Annotated in this window: 19 protein-coding genes; 5 read left to right on the forward strand and 14 right to left on the reverse strand. The window is 42.3% G+C overall.

All coding sequences use genetic code 11. From position 1 onward, the window contains the following. The 9 genes from PV403_RS21790 to PV403_RS21830 all read right to left on the reverse strand — a co-directional run. The coding region (locus PV403_RS21790) for a CD3337/EF1877 family mobilome membrane protein (RefSeq protein ID WP_332085962.1) at nucleotides 1-849 on the reverse strand (849 nt) is incomplete at its 3' end. Between the two features lie 5 nt (nucleotides 850-854). Next, the gene (locus PV403_RS21795) at nucleotides 855-1,343 is read right to left on the reverse strand and encodes a hypothetical protein (RefSeq protein WP_332085963.1); all 489 of its coding nucleotides are present in this window, start codon (nucleotides 1,341-1,343) and stop codon (nucleotides 855-857) included. A gap of 2 nt (nucleotides 1,344-1,345) precedes the next feature. Further along, on the reverse strand, nucleotides 1,346-3,940 hold the full coding sequence (locus tag PV403_RS21800) for an ATP-binding protein (protein WP_332085964.1): 2,595 nt from the start codon (nucleotides 3,938-3,940) through the stop codon (nucleotides 1,346-1,348). An 18-nt stretch (nucleotides 3,941-3,958) separates the two neighbouring features. Then, a complete protein-coding gene (locus PV403_RS21805) occupies nucleotides 3,959-4,420 on the reverse strand; it encodes a TcpE family conjugal transfer membrane protein (protein WP_332085965.1) in 462 nt (153 codons plus the stop codon). Between the two features lie 13 nt (nucleotides 4,421-4,433). Then, a complete protein-coding gene (locus tag PV403_RS21810) occupies nucleotides 4,434-4,658 on the reverse strand; it encodes a hypothetical protein (RefSeq protein WP_202033001.1) in 225 nt (74 codons plus the stop codon). Nucleotides 4,659-4,669: 11 nt separating this feature from the next. Next, entirely contained in the window at nucleotides 4,670-5,737 is a 1,068-nt protein-coding gene (locus PV403_RS21815) for a conjugal transfer protein (protein WP_332085966.1), read from the reverse strand. A 2-nt stretch (nucleotides 5,738-5,739) separates the two neighbouring features. After that, nucleotides 5,740-8,058 carry a TraM recognition domain-containing protein gene (locus PV403_RS21820; RefSeq protein WP_332085967.1) on the reverse strand — a complete coding sequence of 773 codons (2,319 nt, stop codon included), beginning with the start codon at nucleotides 8,056-8,058 and terminating at the stop codon, nucleotides 5,740-5,742. Nucleotides 8,059-8,062: 4 nt separating this feature from the next. After that, nucleotides 8,063-8,800 (reverse strand): replication-relaxation family protein, encoded by a 738-nt coding sequence (locus PV403_RS21825; protein WP_332085968.1) that lies wholly within the window; start codon nucleotides 8,798-8,800, stop codon nucleotides 8,063-8,065. Between the two features lie 1,118 nt (nucleotides 8,801-9,918). Continuing rightward, on the reverse strand, nucleotides 9,919-11,334 hold the full coding sequence (locus PV403_RS21830; RefSeq protein ID WP_332085969.1) for a primase C-terminal domain-containing protein: 1,416 nt from the start codon (nucleotides 11,332-11,334) through the stop codon (nucleotides 9,919-9,921). 579 nt (nucleotides 11,335-11,913) lie between these two features. Here PV403_RS21830 and PV403_RS21835 point away from each other — a divergent pair. From PV403_RS21835 to PV403_RS21845, 3 genes are read left to right on the forward strand one after another with little or no spacing between them, the layout of a single operon-like run. After that, on the forward strand, nucleotides 11,914-13,041 hold the full coding sequence (locus PV403_RS21835) for an Alp7A family actin-like protein (protein ID WP_332085970.1): 1,128 nt from the start codon (nucleotides 11,914-11,916) through the stop codon (nucleotides 13,039-13,041). Nucleotides 13,042-13,058: 17 nt separating this feature from the next. Then, on the forward strand, nucleotides 13,059-13,349 hold the full coding sequence (locus PV403_RS21840) for a hypothetical protein (protein WP_332085971.1): 291 nt from the start codon (nucleotides 13,059-13,061) through the stop codon (nucleotides 13,347-13,349). Nucleotides 13,350-13,377: 28 nt separating this feature from the next. Beyond that, nucleotides 13,378-13,596, forward strand: coding sequence for a hypothetical protein (locus PV403_RS21845; RefSeq protein WP_332085972.1), 219 nt, complete (start codon nucleotides 13,378-13,380; stop codon nucleotides 13,594-13,596). Nucleotides 13,597-13,847: 251 nt separating this feature from the next. On the opposite strand, the gene PV403_RS21850 is transcribed toward PV403_RS21845, so the two are convergent. Both PV403_RS21850 and PV403_RS21855 read right to left on the reverse strand, forming a co-directional pair. Further along, nucleotides 13,848-14,330 (reverse strand): hypothetical protein, encoded by a 483-nt coding sequence (locus tag PV403_RS21850; RefSeq protein ID WP_332085973.1) that lies wholly within the window; start codon nucleotides 14,328-14,330, stop codon nucleotides 13,848-13,850. A gap of 122 nt (nucleotides 14,331-14,452) precedes the next feature. Then, on the reverse strand, nucleotides 14,453-14,629 hold the full coding sequence (locus PV403_RS21855) for an aspartyl-phosphate phosphatase Spo0E family protein (RefSeq protein WP_332085974.1): 177 nt from the start codon (nucleotides 14,627-14,629) through the stop codon (nucleotides 14,453-14,455). Between the two features lie 600 nt (nucleotides 14,630-15,229). On the opposite strand from PV403_RS21855, the gene PV403_RS21860 reads away from it, so the two are divergent. Continuing rightward, nucleotides 15,230-15,733 carry a hypothetical protein gene (locus PV403_RS21860; protein ID WP_332085975.1) on the forward strand — a complete coding sequence of 168 codons (504 nt, stop codon included), beginning with the start codon at nucleotides 15,230-15,232 and terminating at the stop codon, nucleotides 15,731-15,733. 85 nt (nucleotides 15,734-15,818) lie between these two features. Here the strand turns inward: PV403_RS21860 and PV403_RS21865 are convergent, their stop codons facing one another. The 3 genes from PV403_RS21865 to PV403_RS21875 all read right to left on the reverse strand — a co-directional run bounded on the left by PV403_RS21865 (nucleotide 15,819) and on the right by PV403_RS21875 (nucleotide 17,499). After that, complete coding sequence (locus PV403_RS21865) at nucleotides 15,819-16,658, reverse strand: ArdC family protein (RefSeq protein WP_332085976.1); 840 nt, start codon at nucleotides 16,656-16,658, stop codon at nucleotides 15,819-15,821. Nucleotides 16,659-16,704: 46 nt separating this feature from the next. Next, complete coding sequence (locus PV403_RS21870) at nucleotides 16,705-17,064, reverse strand: hypothetical protein (RefSeq protein WP_332085977.1); 360 nt, start codon at nucleotides 17,062-17,064, stop codon at nucleotides 16,705-16,707. Nucleotides 17,065-17,334: 270 nt separating this feature from the next. Continuing rightward, nucleotides 17,335-17,499 (reverse strand): hypothetical protein, encoded by a 165-nt coding sequence (locus PV403_RS21875; RefSeq protein WP_332085978.1) that lies wholly within the window; start codon nucleotides 17,497-17,499, stop codon nucleotides 17,335-17,337. A 362-nt stretch (nucleotides 17,500-17,861) separates the two neighbouring features. On the opposite strand from PV403_RS21875, the gene PV403_RS21880 reads away from it, so the two are divergent. Beyond that, nucleotides 17,862-18,053, forward strand: coding sequence for a hypothetical protein (locus PV403_RS21880; RefSeq protein ID WP_332085979.1), 192 nt, complete (start codon nucleotides 17,862-17,864; stop codon nucleotides 18,051-18,053). Nucleotides 18,054-18,531 lie beyond the last annotated feature (478 nt).

Consider the following 18,531-nt stretch of genomic DNA (forward strand, 5'->3'; position numbering starts at 1 on the left):
GCTCAATAACTCATCAACCCGGCTTACTCCTACCTCACTTTCCTTATCTGTGCCATATTGCATATATAAATAGGGACGATGTACAAATAGATCCCACATATTGTTTCCCATGCTTTGCCTTCCACTTATTGTACCGTCTTCACTAAGACCCGAACCAGCTCCCATGATAATGGCCGATGCTTCGGTCGTAAGAGAATTAGCTCCCTTCAGCACGGTAGCATAGTTACTAAAGAACAACAGCGTAACTACCAAGATTAGAAATGTCTTCACCAAGTTTCCGACGGCTTCAATTTGTGCGTTCTTGAATAAATACTGATAAGCAAATAGTAAGCCAATAGAAATTCCAATGATTCCAATTAACTTTCCATACAGTCCCAAACTACTAAAACTCATCGAGGAAATGCCTGTTAAACTTTGCATGACTCCCTCAATACGCTCAATTAGCGTATTTACTACATCAAAATCAAATGCATAATCAAGAACGGTTAACATGGCATTGGTCATGTATAAGTTCATTTTAAATAAGATATTGACCATAAAGTTCATCGCTTCATAGAACTGTGCCATGATTGAATCCTTAACTGCATCCCCTGATATCCAGCTGCCAACCGTTGAAAATGCTTGGGAAAAAACATTCTCTTCTTCATCTCCGTCTTCTGTTTTAGAAGTAACATCAATTTGGTAATAGGCTGGAGATCCATCGCTGGTTACTTCGTGGTCAGTATTAAACAGATTTGACGAAATATTATTGCTAAAAATTTTATCCGGATCGGCTGCGTTTGCTATTGGCAGTGTACAGCTCACAAAAAAGATAAAAACAAGCATGCCATATCGAAGCCAGCGCTTCATTCCGATCACTCCCCGCTACCGTCTTTGTGCACAATGATCGCTTCGTCTGGATTCGCATTTCTTAGCATTTCCTCTTCATCGATTTCTCGGATCTTCCACTCATCATCCACTTTACTCATACTTAGTAGATCAGAAAAATACTTTTGATGATTATCTAAAAAATATCTTACCTTATAAAAAATCTCGCCATCTTCGTTCGGTTCCTCACTGTAACGAAAGATGGAATATTTCTCTCCAAGTTTCTCAAAAGCTCCAGGATTTGTGTGCTCTCCATCTTTCAAAATTTTATATCTAGGCTGATCCGGTAATAAAATGGTCTTAAATAAATCATCATCAAACTCAACACTAGCTTGAATATAGGTTAGAGCCAAAGCATCCGCTGATTTTACATCAGCGGATGCTTCCGTACTCCCTTGCTTAGTGCATCCGATTAGGAATAAAAACAATATTAGGCTTAAAAAGCTCGCATAAAAGGTAATCCGTCTTGTTTGCATGCTCATACCCCCATTCGTATTTTCTCTTGGCGTTCACGCTCATACGCCCGGTCTTCTTGGGTCGCGGTTGAGCTATCGAAAGCTTCCTCAATCTCTTTGTAAACGGGATGAATTCGGACTGCTGCTGTCCGGCCATAAATATCTTGGAACAGTGCCGTACCTCGGTCCAGACTATTAAGATATTCTAGGTTTGATGGTGTAACGGGTAGCCCAAAATACCTCAGCATCTCTTCTGCTTCTTCAATTTTTTTTAGAGCAAAGCAAAACTTCATACCCATATTAGATACATCCTCGTCATAGTCGGTCGCGTTTTGTGTCCCTTTAACCAAAGTCGTATTATAGTGACGACCCATACGAACGATGAAATCCATCTGATTCTTTCCCTCCGATGAATTTTCAATCGTCTTGGACTCATCCTGCAAAATGACTTTATGAATTGATCGATCTTGTTCCAGCATGTATTGCTTCGTAAAGGAAGTAATCGAAATCAAAATGGCTTCGGAAATCTTCTCAATAGGTCGTGGTGCTTTGTTACCGCGCGGTAACTTTAGGTTCTGCACCATTAACACTTGCAGTGGTTTGGTGACCTCTAGGACCCGGTAATCTTGGCCCTTTTCACCAAAGAGCAGCCCTGCAATCTGAGTGCGCTTCAATGTCTCGAGTGTTTCTACAATCCCCTGAACGGCTTCACGGTTGCGTTCACTCATATCTGCTATGTCAAGTTGTCCTTTGAAGTAATGTAGCACCCCTCCAAGACACGGATCATGCTGATCTCCCTCATGTTCTACGGCTTCACTTAGTCGCGTAAATCCCGGATCTCCCAAATTGAGATCACATAGGAATGAAAGAATGTCTAAAGAGATATCCTTCGCTTCTTGAATAGATACGCTGGTCCGAAATGGATCGAGACACCCTGCGTCCCGCTTATCTGCTCCGAGTGTCCAAACCGAAATAAATTCTGGCGGAATAAACGGTAAGCCCTCTGCCCATCCTTTGCGGTCGCCCTTTGGATCTATAATCAGTGCGCGTGAACCCGTAAGTACACATAGATAGGTGTAGAGATTTGCCCAAAATGATTTCCCTTTTCCGGTCATCCCTGCGATCATCATAGCTAGGGAATCGACCACGTTATTTACGCCTTCATATGCTTTTGCCGCTAGGTCCGGCTGAATGAATACGGGACGGTTAAGCTTGAGCGTTTGCCCTATATAAAAACCGCGATTGTCACCGATATTCGTTGTAGCTCCAAACATCATCCCGGCCAGTTTCGTAGGTTCGACATACTGAATATAGTCACTATTGATTCGCGGACTTGTCGGAATAAATTCCATAAAATATGCAATCATTTCCCCGTATGGACTCAGCAAATGAATACCAAAAGCTTGCATTTCTCGCTTTAGTTCATCTACCCTCACACGCAGCTGATCTTTGTCTTTCGCAGAGACACGGAAAACAAAACTACATCCATATGCCGGATAGCCCGTATCCGTAAATCTGCTTTCCATCTGGATAGCGCCGCTCTCCGCTTTTTCGGTGTTGAGATCGATGCTGCTATCTCCCTTTTGAGCTTCCTGCCGCTGATCTTCATAGGAGAGCCTTACGTTACTGAGGTTTTTAATGATCTGATCATTCCGAAGCAGACCCGCTTTGACAGACACAGCAACCGGGAATCGAAGACGATTTTGGATATGGAACATCCATTCAGACCCTGGATGCAGACTGTGTGGAGTCATTTTATCGGCAACCAGGTACTGGACGTAACTTTCCTTAATTTCTTCATCGACCATTTTATAAAGCTTGAGCGTCTTTTGATCGTATTCTTCAATTTCTGCATTTTGCAGTTCGTAAAACGATTGTGCGCGCCCGCGGCGAGCTTCATGCTCCTTACGCTCTCCATCAATGCCAAAGACGTCTATACTGGTTTCGTATCCCTTCCGCAGCTTCGTATCGTTAGGCGTAACGCTAAAATTCTGTTCAATCAGAAAAAGAGTTTCTTCCTTACTCAGCATCCGTACTAGTGAAGACATCGATTGACTAAGCGTTTCTCTAAGGCCTTCAGCCTGATGTTTGAACTGCTCAATATCTACTTTCAATATATCGTTAGGTTCGAGTCCCATTGCACGGTATACAGGCGATTTAAAGCCATTGATGAAATCCGATAGTCCAGCAACGAGCGCTAAGCCCGTGTTACCAACCTTCCTAAACTCATTTTTTTTAGGATCAAGTTGTACCCCAATATAGGTATGATATTCGTTCGTTTCCCGGGAAGCACGCTGATTACTGAGCGTCTGTTTTAGTCTCTCAAAATAATCGATACCGTTCTCCTTTAGAGGATAATCCTTTCGCTTAATGTCCTCTATCGTTTCATCTAAAATCCCGTTCACATCTGTAAGGGACGGGATCATAAGAAAGTGAAGATCACTCATATTTTCAACATAGTAAGATAGCTGATTATTGTAAGGGTGTATCTTCTGAACATAATCCCTGAAGTCATACCCGTAACCTTCGACCTGATAATAAGCCCATACACTTCCATCCCGCCCAAAGGCTAGGTTTCCTTCAATATGTTTGGTTGGAAATTCGGTAAATACCTTCATCAGCTCACCTTCCTTCCTCTAATCTCGCATGGTCATGTATCCTTTGAATTGATAATTGGTGCGTTTCTTCTTTTTTCTCAGCCGATATTCTCTTGTAGAAAGTTGACCGCCAAAACCGTATGATTTTGGCCGGTCAAGCTCCATCCCCTTAAAATACGTGACACGTTTTGATTTACGCATGTGATACAGAAACATACTTCTTGCAAACTTGATAGGTGATCGGTTCTCTGTTCCCACGTCGATGAGGAGATAGGTAAGCATAAACGGTGCAGCAATTAAAAGAGAACTCGGAATGATTTTCAGAGGTACATTCAGTACAGGAATGTAATACCAAACAACCATAATGGCGGCGATACCGAAAAAATAGCCGATAGACTTTAATTTGAGAGGTCGTCCGACTTTAAAGCCAGCAAACTGATACAGCTTGCGTTCAAACTTCAAAAACTCATTAAGAACAAACATATCTTTCCGCTGCTGCATAAAGAATGCCCCCTTAAGTTATGCCGACCATTTTTGTAGCCCACTCCGAAATTCTCCCTAAGACCTCTGGTTTTGCCACAATTGCGTATGCAACTAGCAGTACCATAAATGTGCCAATAGCTCCGATAAACTGACGTTTAAAGGCAAGGACAATGGCGAAGAAAATAGCAGCAACCAAGATCAAATTTGCTCCTTGCTCTGATGCCCAGTCTAGCAACCCATCAAAACCAATATTCATATTGATTCCTCCTATTGTTGGTCTATTTTACTTACAACGTAGCGTCCATCTTTTTGTTTAATATCGAGTCTATAATTGGTTACAAAGCGGTCCTCAGAAACGGGATCTTCTAGCACGACAGTGGCAAAGACAATATAAGTTTCCATAGTTTCGCCCTGATAAACTTGCGAATTTTTAACGTTCACAAAATTCATGCGCTTATTTAAGCCGCTTGGATGATCTTCGTCTTCAAGCAGATATGCTAACTTGTCAGCAGGATCTGCAGCATATGAACCAAAAAAGGTATCTAAAAAATTGCGGATATTTTGCTTCACTTCAGATTCTGCTACGTCCTGAAGGCCAGCCACCTGGTTTGTTGCAACAACGGTGGTCTGCGGATTGATGTAGGTATATTTCGGCAGGTCATAGATTCCGTAATTCTGAGCATAAGCCACTGGTACAACAAAGAATTTACTAACTTCTTTCGATTCATATTTTGTAGTCTTCGTTTCCTTTTTCGTCTTTTCGTCTGTAGTCACAACTTCCTTCGGTATACCAATCTTCTGATACACCTTAAGGGTAACGTAAGCCTTGTTATCACCCTTTTCCTCGATATTGGCGATTTCCGATGATAACAAAACGGATGTAGTTTTTAGTGAAGTAGGCTCTAATCCAGCATGTGGATCAATACCTTCAGCCAGATATGGCGCAAGACGCTTCTGACGCTTCGCCAGAGCTTCGCTTCCTGGCTTCCAAGCAAAATACTCCTTGGCAAAGTTCTCGGCGTATTGGACGGCTGTAGTCGTTGTCGCAGGGTTTAGTGTCGGAGTTTGTTCTACAGCTTCTGCGCTCACTTCCTGTTGCTTTGACGGATTTAGCATAGAGAAGAAAAATACCAGAAACACAAAGCTAAACATGATCCAAAATACAATCGTTCCAAACTTCCTTGTACGATAACCACGTGGGCGATAGGCTTTGCGTTCTTTTACCTTCGGTTTCTGTAAGACCTTAAAAAAACGTTTACTCTGCTCCCCGGCAGACACTTTTTCTTGCCGCGGCGCATCAGCCTCAGCTTTCCGCTTAGCTAAACTCTTCGCCATAGTTACACCTCCTGTATTTGAGCACCGATTCCGGTAAGATCTAGCGCATTACGAACGTAGACACGGGCTACATAAGGTGCTCCTTCCTGATCGATGGTCTTCCGGCACAAGAAAACTTCTCCAGTCCCAAGTCCGCGAATATCATCCGGATGTGCCCGGTAACGCTGTACCATCCGTACCGTTCCCATTTCAGATTCAAGCCGCTTTTTCCAAACATTTTTTTCGACCTGACTGGTGATGTCTGCATCTTCATAAGTACCGCATGCAGCGGCAAGTACTTCTGCATCTGCCGGATCGTTAACCCGGCCAATCATGTACGTATTACAGTTATTGATGATCTGCCTTGTAAGAACAGGATCAACGGCATCAATATCTGACAACCCTTGTACAGACAACAGGCACTCAAAACCAGCTGATCTACTCTTATTGATAACATCCACCACTTCGTGGCTGACATAAGCTGAAAATTCGTCGTAAACGGACATGATAGATTTCTTTCCCTCTTTTTGGCGGTAATCTACCAAGGTATTCACTTCCATAATGACGACACGGCCAAGTGTCTTGATATAGTCCTTATACTTGTTACCTGAAATAGAGAATATCGCAACTTCGTTGTTATCCGTAATCGTTTTGAGATCTATGCCATTCTCTCTTTCTACAAATAAGTGTCCTAGATCCGATTCAATGAGTTCGCCCAGCTGATTACGTAAACTCTTGAGTGTAGTAAAATTGATTCCGGAAGATTCATCATCTTCGTCCTCTTCTTCTAATCCAAAAAACCGATCCCGATAGTACTGGATTTTCCTTCTCAAATCCTCGTTCCACTCTATCTGATACTGAACCTCGGACTCACTAGGATCCTCTGCATCTTCATCTTCAAGCCCTTCAAATAGTGCGCTTGCTCTTACCCAAGCTGTTTCTTCTTCTGCATCTGCTGGAGTAGGTTCCTGTAGAGTGTCATCTACTGGAGCACTCTTAGCGTCTTCCTTTGCAGGCTGCTCGGGTAATTCCTCAGGGTCATGCGCAGCGATAGGATCATTCGGTTCTAATGCATCTTGGATTCCAAAAAGGGAAGCAAGAGAATCAAAATCCGGATCTGCTGGTAATGGTTCATCATTCTGCAGTTTCTCAGGTTCTTCACTGTTCATTTCATTGGGTAGTTGTGGTTTTATTTCCGGTTCCTCTATTTGTGCTGGTTCTAGGGGATTTTCTCGAGGAAGTTCTTGATCTACAACAAGCTTAGCTGGTTTTATGGGTTTCTTAACCTCAACCATCACTTTTGCTCGTTCTGTCTGTTCAGTGAGGAACCGTGCAACGGTAGATTTTGCTGTAAATTGGTATACTGTCTCAAGTTCTATAGGCTGGTTAAAATCTCGAAGCATCCGAAAAACCAGCTGCAGAAATCTGGAACAGTTTGTTTTATAGAAAGGTTCGGACCATTCAAATAAGTTCATGACCTTATCCCGCAGCTGCGTTGGAGATCCATGCCGCAGAAAGTTAAATGAAAGCTCGTCTATGTCTGTAAACATGTGTACTTTGCGCCCATGTTTCTCACACATTTCTTTAAATTCCAGCATGGATTTCAGCTCGCCTTTACCATCCATAAAGATAATAGGCTTGTTTTGGCGTAATGCATTTTCCACGTTCGTTCCGATGAGGACGGTTTTACCACCGCCAGTTGTGGCAACGGCCAATATATGCTGGTTTGGCTCATGTGCTTTAAGTGCCACTCGCTCCTGAAACTCATCGTATCCAATAAAATTTTCTGCTGAGTTAGATTTGCGGAATTGTAGCTGTTTTTTATTTAAGTATTTCTCTCTGTTTAGTCGGAATTTTTGGTAGTCACGTTCTTTTTTTCGCTTCCTAAGTCCATCATGCTTCGACTTGACGATTTTACTTCGGTAGTATTCGATGAATGGATGCGCCGCATTGGCTATCAGGATCCCTAAGGACAGCGTCCCTAAATAGCTGTAAGCATTAATGGGAAACGGTTTACTCTGATTCAAGTATTCTTCTGCTAGTGGGGTAACAAATGGGATCTCAAGCCAGGACATAAATCCAAGGAGAGCCAACCATTCACTTGTTCCATGGATGATAAGTAAACCAAGTACAGCTACTGGCAGGAGTGTGTACAAGATCCATTTCCTTTTGATCCCAAACACGACTCCCACATAAATTAGCGCCGCTGCTATAAGAGCAAATAAAGTAAAACACGCAGCCGCAAGCCCGATCACAGCAATTGCTATCTGTCCTACCGTCCTGGCTTCCTCATCGTTGCCTCTGCCCTGTAGTAGTAGATCGTCGTCAGTACTTCGCTGCACATGTTCAGCTCCTTACCTCTTCCGGTAGGGATTTCACGCCGATTTGCTTAAATACATTCACGCCAGCTTCGGTTTCTGCAGAACGGGCTTTATTGGCCCACTCTTTTGCCACTAGAACCTTCGCACGTTCGATAGCGTTACCCACCGTACCGTTAGGAACAAAATACCAAACATCAGTATATTTCCCCTCGCGGATCTCTCGCGCATACAAATCAATCTTTTTTTGCAGCCTGGATACCGTTTTTGTATTCAGTTCGGCTTCAACGGCTATCGTGTGATTCGCTAACAGAATGACAAAGTCGGGCAAAGTTTCGCGGATCTCATTCCACTTTTTAAGCATTTCCGCTTTACCTCGATCTTCTAGCAACTCAAAGCGATACTCCCGTTCGGTTTTATAGTCGAATTTTTGATTTTTCAGTTGTGCTTTCAAATGCAAAATTAAATCATTAATGATCAAATCATGCTGCGCTGTATACATCGTTGTATCATTTGCAACTGTAACAGGGTAGTCTAAGAAGTCCCTAGCATCACGTTTTGGAAAATAGACGTTTAACGTAAGTGCAAGCTTTTTCTTCCACACCATTCCTGCTTTCTCCAGCTTCCTCAGTCTTCGGTACACATTATGAATACCATCCTCTTGGATATGGGTTTGGATTTGCTTTGATGTAACAATTCCATGCTTCAAAATGAAGCGTAGAATCTCTAAATCCTTCTCCTTAAAGTCCGTATATTTACTTAACAAAAAAGCGCCCCCCGTTCGTTGTCTAAATCACTCTCCTTCTAACTATACCAAATTTTGCTTAGCAACCCTAAACGTTTCTAGGCAGTAACTAATAGCGTAACTAAAGTCATAAGTTAACCATCATTTTCCATCTGTGTTAGACGCAGTTTGCAAGTGAAAACGATAGGGTATCTGTCTCCCAAATCAACAATCATGGCGACCTATTTGAAGTGGGAACACTCATCACCTAGCTGTCACTTAAAACCATGACTCATACAGACATTTCATTCACCTATGAACTCTAGATCCAAAAGTGTAACTAAAAACGTAACTAAGGCTATAACTAATCACCAATTATCGCTGCCCATCAAAGACCTTAAAAGTCATGTTTACAGACACAAAATATACATCCAGGACCTGTGACGACCTGTCACAATCTGCAGCAAATTCGCTACTACCTCGCTATTATTTTTATACGTAGCACTCACCACAAACGATATAGTACCCCGCAAAAATGTTCTCCACGATCCGCTCTAAAGTAACTCTAACCTCACATTCACATCAATACTCCGCACTAACTTAACTCCCACCTCCACACTAACTCACAACCTCACCTTTAACTCTTTCTCTTTTATCTCTTCATCTTTTATCTCTTCTCTATTTTACTCATCCCCCCCTCACTACCTCCTCCACCTCTTTAACTCTTAAATCTTTAAATTCTTAAATCACATTCACTCACCATACTAACTTAGAATCCACCCACCTCCCGTTATTCCTGACCCCATCTACGGACGTTGTGTAGGTGGGGTCAGGAATTGCTTTCGGGAGGTGGGTGGATTCCGCTCCCAAGTAGCAGTAAGGCATAACATCAATTAACACTAGTAACTAAGATAGTATAGAGTGGACAGCTTAATTAATACTGTAGTTAATAGCTGTTATACCTGCTTAGTTACACTTTTAGTATACCAAAGCAGAGCAAGAAATTTCCAGTAAATTGTAAAAAACGCCCACAAATTGGATACAAGCTCCCAGAAACACAGACATAAAAGAGCACCCGTATGCAACATAAGAACTAGAGTGAACACAAACTAGACCATAAGAGGCAGACAACAAGCAAGAAGAAAACAAGGCACATCCGATCAAGGAGGATCAAACCCAGGCAGCCAAAAGTGCACATACATGAAACGGTACACCAGAAGGCCAGACCCACCCACCGCCGTATCTAGAATAAGTGTATTGGAGTCTGGTACATTTAAATTTTCTGTTTTCAAACTGTTTTCTATAGTAGCAGGGGCTACGTTGTTTTTAGTACGCTCAGCAGCTTCCTCCGAGGCTCCCGAAACAAGACGAATGACCGTCTTCGCTGACCGTCCTTTACCGGTAACTTCTACGGTGATACGCTCCGATTCCATTAAACTGCGAATTACATGCTGAAAAGACGACAAAGACATGCCCCAATAAGCGGCTAATTTCCGTTGTGAATCTATTATTTCATTTCCAGGCAACACCTTTAGAGATTGGATTATGTCATTTTCCCATTCGTCAAAGTGGCTGTTTTTTCGTTCTTCTCTTGGTTTTGCTGGCTCCCAAATAGACCCATATTTAAATGGGATTCCAGATAGCTCAGTGACGAAGGATGCTTTCGGGCCTTTTTTCGCCCCTTCACGGTATGCACTTTTTATTTTTTTATCTATTTGCCAAGATGGCAAAGGACTATCCAAGAGTCCATTCCAAGCATGTAATTTTAAAGCAGCTTCTTCGTCTGAATACCCTTCCACCTTAAAAGCCAGTGCCAAAGTATAAGCTGCCCTATCTCTAGCACCTACTTGTACTCCTTGAAGCAATGCCTGGAAGGCTGGATGCTTTAGTATTCCTCTACCACTTAGATCAGCGTGTCCAGAAGGCCTAGAATAGCCTGCAGAGCTATCTACGTGGTTAATCCAGTACCAGTCGTTTAAAGCGTCAAATGAAACAGTAGAATCCGTCTGAAAGATAATGTTATTGTCTGTGGGAATCCGGAAAAATCGTTCAGCACCGATTGCTTGAAGATCAGCACCAATAGCTTCGGCCATAGTACGCTGAAGCAACTGATAATGGCGCACAGCATTAGAGTAAGCCTTGCGCGGTTGATCTAAAATAAAGTGCACATGAAATCCACCTGAAGGTGTCCGGACAATAAGAGAAGGTTGCGGCAAACCAGCTGCGCTGATGCGATCTAAAAGATCAGGCAAGATTAGCCCTTCATTTTGGCCGTTTTTGGTATCAACGTCCAAAACAACAGCATTTAGCCAGCGAAGGGTTTCCTGAGCGCGCCGATCGTTGCGATAAAATGTATTTGGGGTGTAATACGTGTTACTCTCAGATTGCGATGCCAATGTGTCATATGACCGGCATGCATTATATGTATGGCAATCTTGGCTGGTATAAATCCAACCAAAATCATATCCCCTGCCAGCACCTGCTTGTTTGTGCTTACTGGGAACCTCTTGAATTTGCGATCTGAAAAAACGACGTAATATATGGCCTTGCGGCACCTTAGATTGTACTGTAGACATAAAAAACTCCTATTTCCGCACCACCTGCCTACAAAAAAAGGCAATAGGAAAATAAGAGTTTATACTTTACTTTTTTTTCGCAATTAGGGTATAATAGACCTAACAAAAAGGTTAAGTTATTATTGAACCTCAAATAGAGCTTTAAAAAAAGTAAAGCACAATCTCTGGGTTTTTATAAAAGAAGTCGGTCGCCAAACGGAAATCTTTTATAAAAAAGTGGTGGTGCTTTATTTTTTTTTTGTTTTATATGTAAAACCGATAGTTAATTTATAAGTTAGTAGATGTAGATACGTTCTGTTTCTATCATGATTTTGCCACTATTCTATCATTTTTGCAAGTATTTTTGATTCATATAAATGAGCAAAAGGCGCATTTCCAACGAAATGCGCCTTTTTTTTCATTTAAAATATACCGGTATATTACCAGGTATAAACTAAATGATATTTAATATATACCGGTATATTACCAGGTATAAATTCAGATGCGTTCTATTGACATACCGGTATATTACCTGTAACATAGCAGGTAGAGCGGTAACTATACCGTAAAAATACCGGTAATAAGGAGAGGGAGAAAAAAATGACTATTTTCTCGTTAGATCTAGGAAATAAGCAAGTGAAACTAATCTCTGAAAAGACTTTAGAACAGCAACGTGTCGCATCTAGTAAAAAAAAGAAGGGTGAATCTAAAACTCTAGTAGAACGTTTGGGAGCTAAAATACTACCTTCTCACTATCTGGACTATGACGATCTAGGAGATCAGCGCACAGCGCTTCATACTAAGGACAAGTTACATATTAAAAAATACGTATCTAGCAAAGATGCTGAATTCGCCTATGCCTGGGGAACGGATCTTCATTTAGTTCATGCAGAAGAAAAGTTTATTAGTACGATTGGCTTTGAGGATCGCTATTCCCGCCGCGAATTTAAGGTGCTAGCGGACATGTCGATAGCTGAGCTAGCTATTGACTATGAAGAAGCAAGAACAGGCATACTAGAAGTGACCGTAACGACTGGAGTACCAACAGACGATTTTACCGAAGATGCAGTAAAGGCTCTTACGGAAACTTTGTTGGGTGATCACAATATCAAAGTTGACGATATCAGTTTAAATGTTCGAGTCAAAGAAGTTATTGTCAATCCACAGCCAGTCGGAACGGCTTATAATGAAGTGCTAGACATTGATGGGTTTATCGTTGAAGAAAAAGCAAGCCTTTTAGAAGAGCAAGTCGTCGTCGTAGATATCGGCGGTGGTACAATGCTGATTGATACATTAAAAAACATGAATCTAAGCAATCCACGGACTCAAAAACCAAGCGGAGCATACGAACTCTATGATCGAATTGTTAACCTGGTTACTGACTCTGGAATCAAGGGTCTGACCTCTTATGAAGTCGAGATGATCCTTCGCAATTCAGATCCAATAGAAGGATATTTCTTCAAACCAAATAAAAATGAATCCTTTAATATTACACCCTACGTTAATAAAGCCATTACCAAATACACAAGGGATGTGCTTAATATAATTAGCACGACTCTAAAAGCTACACTACGGAACGATACAATGCTTTTAACGGGTGGAACGTCAAATCTAATTAACCAAGAGGAAGTTAAAAGCCAATACCCATATGCACAGTTTGTTAAAGATGCAGAAATCGCCAATGCCCTAGGATTTTACAAATACGCAAAATCAATGGTAACGGCTTAAGATCGGAGTGATAAACTTTGAGTGATAGAGTACGGGTCGAAGTCACTTTTAATGAAAAAAAGCATGCAGATATCCTAGAAGCCATGAAGCAATATGGTAGCCAAGCTGGTTTCCTCAAATTTGCTGCTATTTACTTCTTAAATGCAACAAAAAACGAAGGTGCTACTGCTACTGCTGCTCCAGCCCCTAAACAAAGCACTCAGCAGCCTGCTATAGAACCTAAAACTGCAACACCAGCACCAGAAAAGCGCCGAAAACTCCCTCCAGGTATCGGAGGACAAGCATTTACTTCTCGTATGAAAGATTAGTTCTAGATACGAATAACGGAGGAATATTATGCTACTAAGCGAAGTGGAAAAGAAAACAATTGAATCACTTCATACAGGAGAGAGTTATACGATCGGTGGAGTCGCAATGGGACAAAATAAGCGCTATGAAGTACAAAAAGTTAGTGATGTTGAATATAAAGTTGGGGTTTATGACCTCATGATTCGTTTAGGTGTCGATTATGTCAAAAGCCCAATCGAAGTCATTGATTTTATTGAAACAAATTAAGTATTAATTTCTTTGAACTAAGTACAGAAAAAGGGTGTTCTCCGGGAGGACACCCTTTTAAGTTACTTAAATTCAAATGATGAAATCATTTTAAGTTACCTAAATTCTAATGCTATAATTTATTTTAAGTAACTTAAATCGCAAATACATGATTTTCATTTAAGTTACTTAAATACAGATGATAAAATTCCTTTTAAGTTACTTAAATTAAAATGCTAAAATTGTTTGTAATCTCGCTGCTTTAGAACCAATTACTTTGGAGAAAATGTCATCGGTTTTTGATTACTTTCCTCCATTTGCTCAATGATGCTATTTAACATGTTATCCGTAATTTTTATCGGATAGTAACCCGCTCTATCGCGTAAAATGTTTTCAATAATCCAAGCTTTTCGTGTCCAATACTGGTAATTCCTAGCACCTTCATCTTGTCCCGACTTAAATTTTTTAGGCTGCAATTCGGCTCCTTTATTAACCACTCGGAGCAGATTATATGTGCGCTTGCGTTCATTGCGAACCAGCTTTAGTAGTAAGGTCAAATAATAACTGTCCTTTTCCATAAGTTCCTGTGTCGGTCGCTTAGCAGCGGACAGAAACACTGCTTTTTCAGCTAGTAGCGGCCTTCTCATCCCGTTTTCTTGCACCTCATCCCGGTAGACTTCCATATCACAAAATGAGCAATACAGCCCCTTACCGAGGGGTTCAACAGCTGAACCACAATACGCACATGTCTGCATAATCTAGCTCCTTCCTGGCCTTTTTCTTCATCATTTATTTATAGAATCCATTATTCTGTATGAAATGTTAAGCTCGAAAATCGAGGGATCCGGGAAAAGGTTCTTCACCCAGAGTCGATTAGTCAAATAACCGGCTTTTCTTTTTGTTCTCCACTTCTACTATACTGGTTAATAAGTTCATCTAATAGCACCGATTGCTTTATTACATCTGGATGCTGAAAATCGTTACTGTGTACCTTAACCAAGTCATTAAGCAGTTTTCTAGCTTGTTCAATACGGGCTATGTTTTTTTCGATCAAATCAAACCCCTCCTAAGCGCATCTTACTTCATCCTTACTGTTTTCATATTGGGTTAAGAAGTATCAAAAAATTTGTGCTAACAAATGGCCTTGGATGACAAAGCATAGCGTAATCAGCATGCAGTCCTGCCTTCCCTGAGGCGCATCAAAGTGCCCTTGATCTTGGCTCCGTGCGGGGTGTAAAGCGAAGGACAGGAACATAGAGCGCCTTATCCGGGATGATTGTTCCCCGGGTTAGGCGCTCTTGTTATCGGCCTAAGTAACCCTGCAGCGGTGCGTAGCGGCTCTTAGGCGGGTGGTCTTGCCGCCTTAGAGCTGGTAGCATCAGCCCTAACATCTTTCTGTTTTTCTGAAGTCTCTATCTTGCTTTAAATAAGCACCTCCAGCTGAACACGACCCATCCCCTGTAGAGCTAGATCCCTTAAAAGCTTCCTCTAACCTCTATTTATTAAGGCTTGGTTTAAACCAAGCCCAGGTTGAAACCAGATCCGAAAAAAAGGGATATACCTGGTACTATGGCTCTAAACTTTTTAAAGGCGATCATTTAGGTAACCTATATTATAATAATTAAAGTTACTCAAATGATAAGGAGTGAAACTTGTGAACGAGACTCATGATCCGCGTCCTGTTGGCCGTCCCTCTCAAGGAATTACCAAAAAAGTTTCATTAACGCTAACCACAGAAGAATGGACAGAAATTGAAGATTCGGGCAAGACTGTAGCTGCATTTTTAAAAGATAAAATGAAAAAACAGCCTGATGTTACCCTAAGACCTGAATGGGAAACGCAGCGTATTCCCATCTCCTATCCTCGCCCTCTAGCGGAAGAATGTTGGGACACTTATCTAGACCGCACGGATGAACAACTATCATCTGACATCATAGATGCCGCAAAAGAGTCAATGTTTCGAGTTCTCTATCCTAACCAAGCGGAAAATGTAATTGTAGAAGTAAAAGACCAGTACATATGCCCCTTTACAGGAAAACGGTTCGGAACTATGGAGAAACTCGTGAGCAATGCGATTCCCACCTTAATTCAGTGGGCTACTGCAAAAGTAAATCTTGAACTAATAAAAGCTGCGAAGCGAGAAAAGGAAAAGAAGTAGTGCTACTTATTTAAATAAGAGGGGGTCCAGGGGGAGGAATCCCCCTGGCGAAACTCAATTCGCAGGGGCAAAGCCCCTGCCTCCTTTAGTTACCACTAGTTTCGTCAAAAGTCGTGCCTAGTATATAATCTGTCGCCTTTTGGGCTTGTCCTGCGGCCTTTACAATTAATGTTGGATCATTTTTCAGTTTTCGGTGCCATGACTGGATATAAGCGGCGCTGTTCTCGATCGTGCTGTTATCAATGCCGCATGTCGCGCAAAGCATAGCGGCTCCAATCTCGGCTATAAGTTCTTCCTTGGAATAGTTTTCATCGCCAAAGGCGGCGTATTCCTCGATGCCTGGCCGATTTAAACGGCTCTGATGCCCGCTGCTGTGTATGAGTTCATGAAATAAGGTCGAATAATACTCCTCTGCTTTGGGGTAGTCTTGTATGGGCGGAACACTGACTCTGTCTGGAGATGGCATATAATAAGCCCGTCCTGACGCGAAGCCGATCGGCGGAGCGTCTATATACCCGTCTACAATCGCTTCCGCTTCAGCAATAGGATCATGGTCAAAACTAATCTCCTTCCGCTTGCTTTTTATCCCCTTACAGTCCTTGATATCAAACACCCGGTAATAGCGAAGCATCGGTATTTTTTCAGCTTCTCCCGTATCCGCATCTTCTTTTTCTAACCAGCGCCAGAAAACAACGATTTGAGACTTAGCGCCTTTGACACTGCCCCCCGCTTCCGTAATCTGCTTATAGGTGGCGTACTCTCCCGGCGGCAGAAGCAGAGTATTAATCCCCCGGTAGGGCCGCTGTGATATCCAGTTTACCGCGCCACTAACGACCCACGGTCTGCGCCACGGCACTACACCCGCCGCAAGCAGTTCTAAAATCCGTTCCGTCACAATTTCATATACCGATTTCTTCATTGCCATGGTCAAAGTCTCCTCTTCTGTGCCGGGAGAAACCCGGCTTAGTGGATTAATTTGCTTCTCGCTCTTCGCGAACTTCAATCGAAGAAATGTCCATTTCAAACGTCACTAAACTCTCGCTTATGACCGCATCCATTAGTTCTTGAATCTTGTTCGTTATCAGGTGATATTCATTCACTCTCACCGTCCAAATGCAGTAATAGATCGGCTTTCTTTCATCTATTTTTCTAAGCATCCCTGCCCACTCACGGACTCTAGCGGGCGAAAGAGTAGCCACCATTTCCCTGTACTCGTCCATCGTGAGAAAATGTATTTTCACAGGCTGATCGTTAAATACAAACACTGCTTTTTTATAAATGCCATGACACACCGTAAGTGCCGCTACGATTTTCGGTTTATGAGTTTTCATTTTAAATGCCTCCTGCTCCCTGAATCTAAAGTGTAGGTATGGCAGCAACCTTTGCGGCTACTGCCACCTGGGTTTTACTTACGATCATTGTATTTTTTCGTAGACCACTGAAGCAGGAATGTAATGGACTGAAGGAAAATTGAAAACAAAATGAGAATCAAAAGTAACATTTCCATTAGACTTGTCCTCCCTTTAACAAACTGGAATTTTGTGTTAAAATAGGAGAGTAAGGGTTGTCAAAACCCCTTACTCTTGTTTCTTTCCGGCTAGTTATTTAGGTTTCTTGGGCTTCGACCGCTTCGATCGGTCGGAGCCCTTCCCTTTATTTCTAGCCGTAAGCCATTCGGTAAATGCTTTCATGACTCCAAGAAACTGTACAATGACTTGTAAAAATGCCGCGATCACGGCAAGCAGGACAATGGTTTCATTTTGCAATTTCTCACCTCCTTTCTGTTTTAAGGTTTTAGGTGTCAAAAGAGATTTTTTAGAACGTTGCCTACCGCATGGCTGGCTTCCCCAAAGGGGAATTTTTTTCCCTTTTGACGCATGCTTGGGAACCCGTGCAATGGCAGGCGGTCAAGGGATCAGCACACCAAAGTTTTTCTTCCGCTTCTTCTTTTCCAAATAGGAAGAAAAAGTTTTGTTGCCCCTTGACCGTATGCCCGCCTACTTGGTTTCCGGGAGGTTGAGGGGCGAAGCCGGAGGCTCGGCCTTCCGGAAACTTAGTAGGCTTTGCAGCGGGTTACCATGCGGAAGGCAAAAGGGAGAAAAATCTTTCCATAAAAAAGAACCGGCGTATGCCGGTTCTCTCCTTTTCCTGTTCTCCTTCTCCGTTTATGCTAAGTAATCCCTTGCATGATGATGAAGCAAAGCGGAATCATGATGCTATCTTTTTGCATGAGCTGCTTGATGGGAGCAAAGCAACGCGGAGCGGACATGATGCAGCCATGCCATCCCTGATTTCCCATCAAAGCGCCCTTGGTCCTTAAGCTCCGTGCGGGGTGTAAAGCGAGGGACAGGAACATAGAGCGCCTTATCCGGGGCGCTCTATTCCCGGTTAGGCGATCTAGTTATCGGTCCAAGTAACCCCGCAGCGGTGCGTAGCGGCTCTTAGGTGGCCGATCTTGCTGCCTTAGAGCTGGTAGCATTAGCCCTAACATCTTCCCTATTCCATGAAGTTAGTCTTCTTGCTTGGTATAAGCACTCAGCTGTAACAAGATCGCGCCTCCTGCAGAAACTGAAAGCATCCCTGATCCTGAATTCCTTCTTTCAATCCATCCTTGGTTTAAACCAAGCACAGGTTGCAACCAGGACAGAAAAAAGGCGCTCCCAATAATACAGGAACGCCCTTGTTTTAGAACTCATTTGTATTTGTAATATCCCTAACTTCATGTAAATACAGATAAAATTTTATCGATAAGTTTAGTTTTTCTAACCCATATTACCGCTATAAAATGTCAATACAAA

Source organism: Paenibacillus sp. GYB006, from assembly GCF_036577645.1.
Lineage (GTDB): Bacteria > Bacillota > Bacilli > Paenibacillales > Paenibacillaceae > Paenibacillus.

What these genes read in the sequence shown, in the direction of transcription:
- PV403_RS21810 (WP_202033001.1), bottom strand. Translation starts at nt 4,658, where the DNA reads ATGAATATTGGTTTTGATGGGTTGCTAGACTGGGCATCAGAGCAAGGA.
- PV403_RS21850 (WP_332085973.1), bottom strand. Translation starts at nt 14,330, where the DNA reads ATGCAGACATGTGCGTATTGTGGTTCAGCTGTTGAACCCCTCGGTAAG.
- PV403_RS21830 (WP_332085969.1), bottom strand. Translation starts at nt 11,334, where the DNA reads ATGTCTACAGTACAATCTAAGGTGCCGCAAGGCCATATATTACGTCGT.
- PV403_RS21845 (WP_332085972.1), top strand. Translation starts at nt 13,378, where the DNA reads ATGCTACTAAGCGAAGTGGAAAAGAAAACAATTGAATCACTTCATACA.
- PV403_RS21805 (WP_332085965.1), bottom strand. Translation starts at nt 4,420, where the DNA reads ATGCAGCAGCGGAAAGATATGTTTGTTCTTAATGAGTTTTTGAAGTTT.
- PV403_RS21870 (WP_332085977.1), bottom strand. Translation starts at nt 17,064, where the DNA reads ATGAAAACTCATAAACCGAAAATCGTAGCGGCACTTACGGTGTGTCAT.
- PV403_RS21865 (WP_332085976.1), bottom strand. Translation starts at nt 16,658, where the DNA reads ATGGCAATGAAGAAATCGGTATATGAAATTGTGACGGAACGGATTTTA.
- PV403_RS21835 (WP_332085970.1), top strand. Translation starts at nt 11,914, where the DNA reads ATGACTATTTTCTCGTTAGATCTAGGAAATAAGCAAGTGAAACTAATC.
- PV403_RS21880 (WP_332085979.1), top strand. Translation starts at nt 17,862, where the DNA reads ATGCCGGTTCTCTCCTTTTCCTGTTCTCCTTCTCCGTTTATGCTAAGT.
- PV403_RS21815 (WP_332085966.1), bottom strand. Translation starts at nt 5,737, where the DNA reads ATGGCGAAGAGTTTAGCTAAGCGGAAAGCTGAGGCTGATGCGCCGCGG.
- PV403_RS21795 (WP_332085963.1), bottom strand. Translation starts at nt 1,343, where the DNA reads ATGCAAACAAGACGGATTACCTTTTATGCGAGCTTTTTAAGCCTAATA.
- PV403_RS21800 (WP_332085964.1), bottom strand. Translation starts at nt 3,940, where the DNA reads ATGAAGGTATTTACCGAATTTCCAACCAAACATATTGAAGGAAACCTA.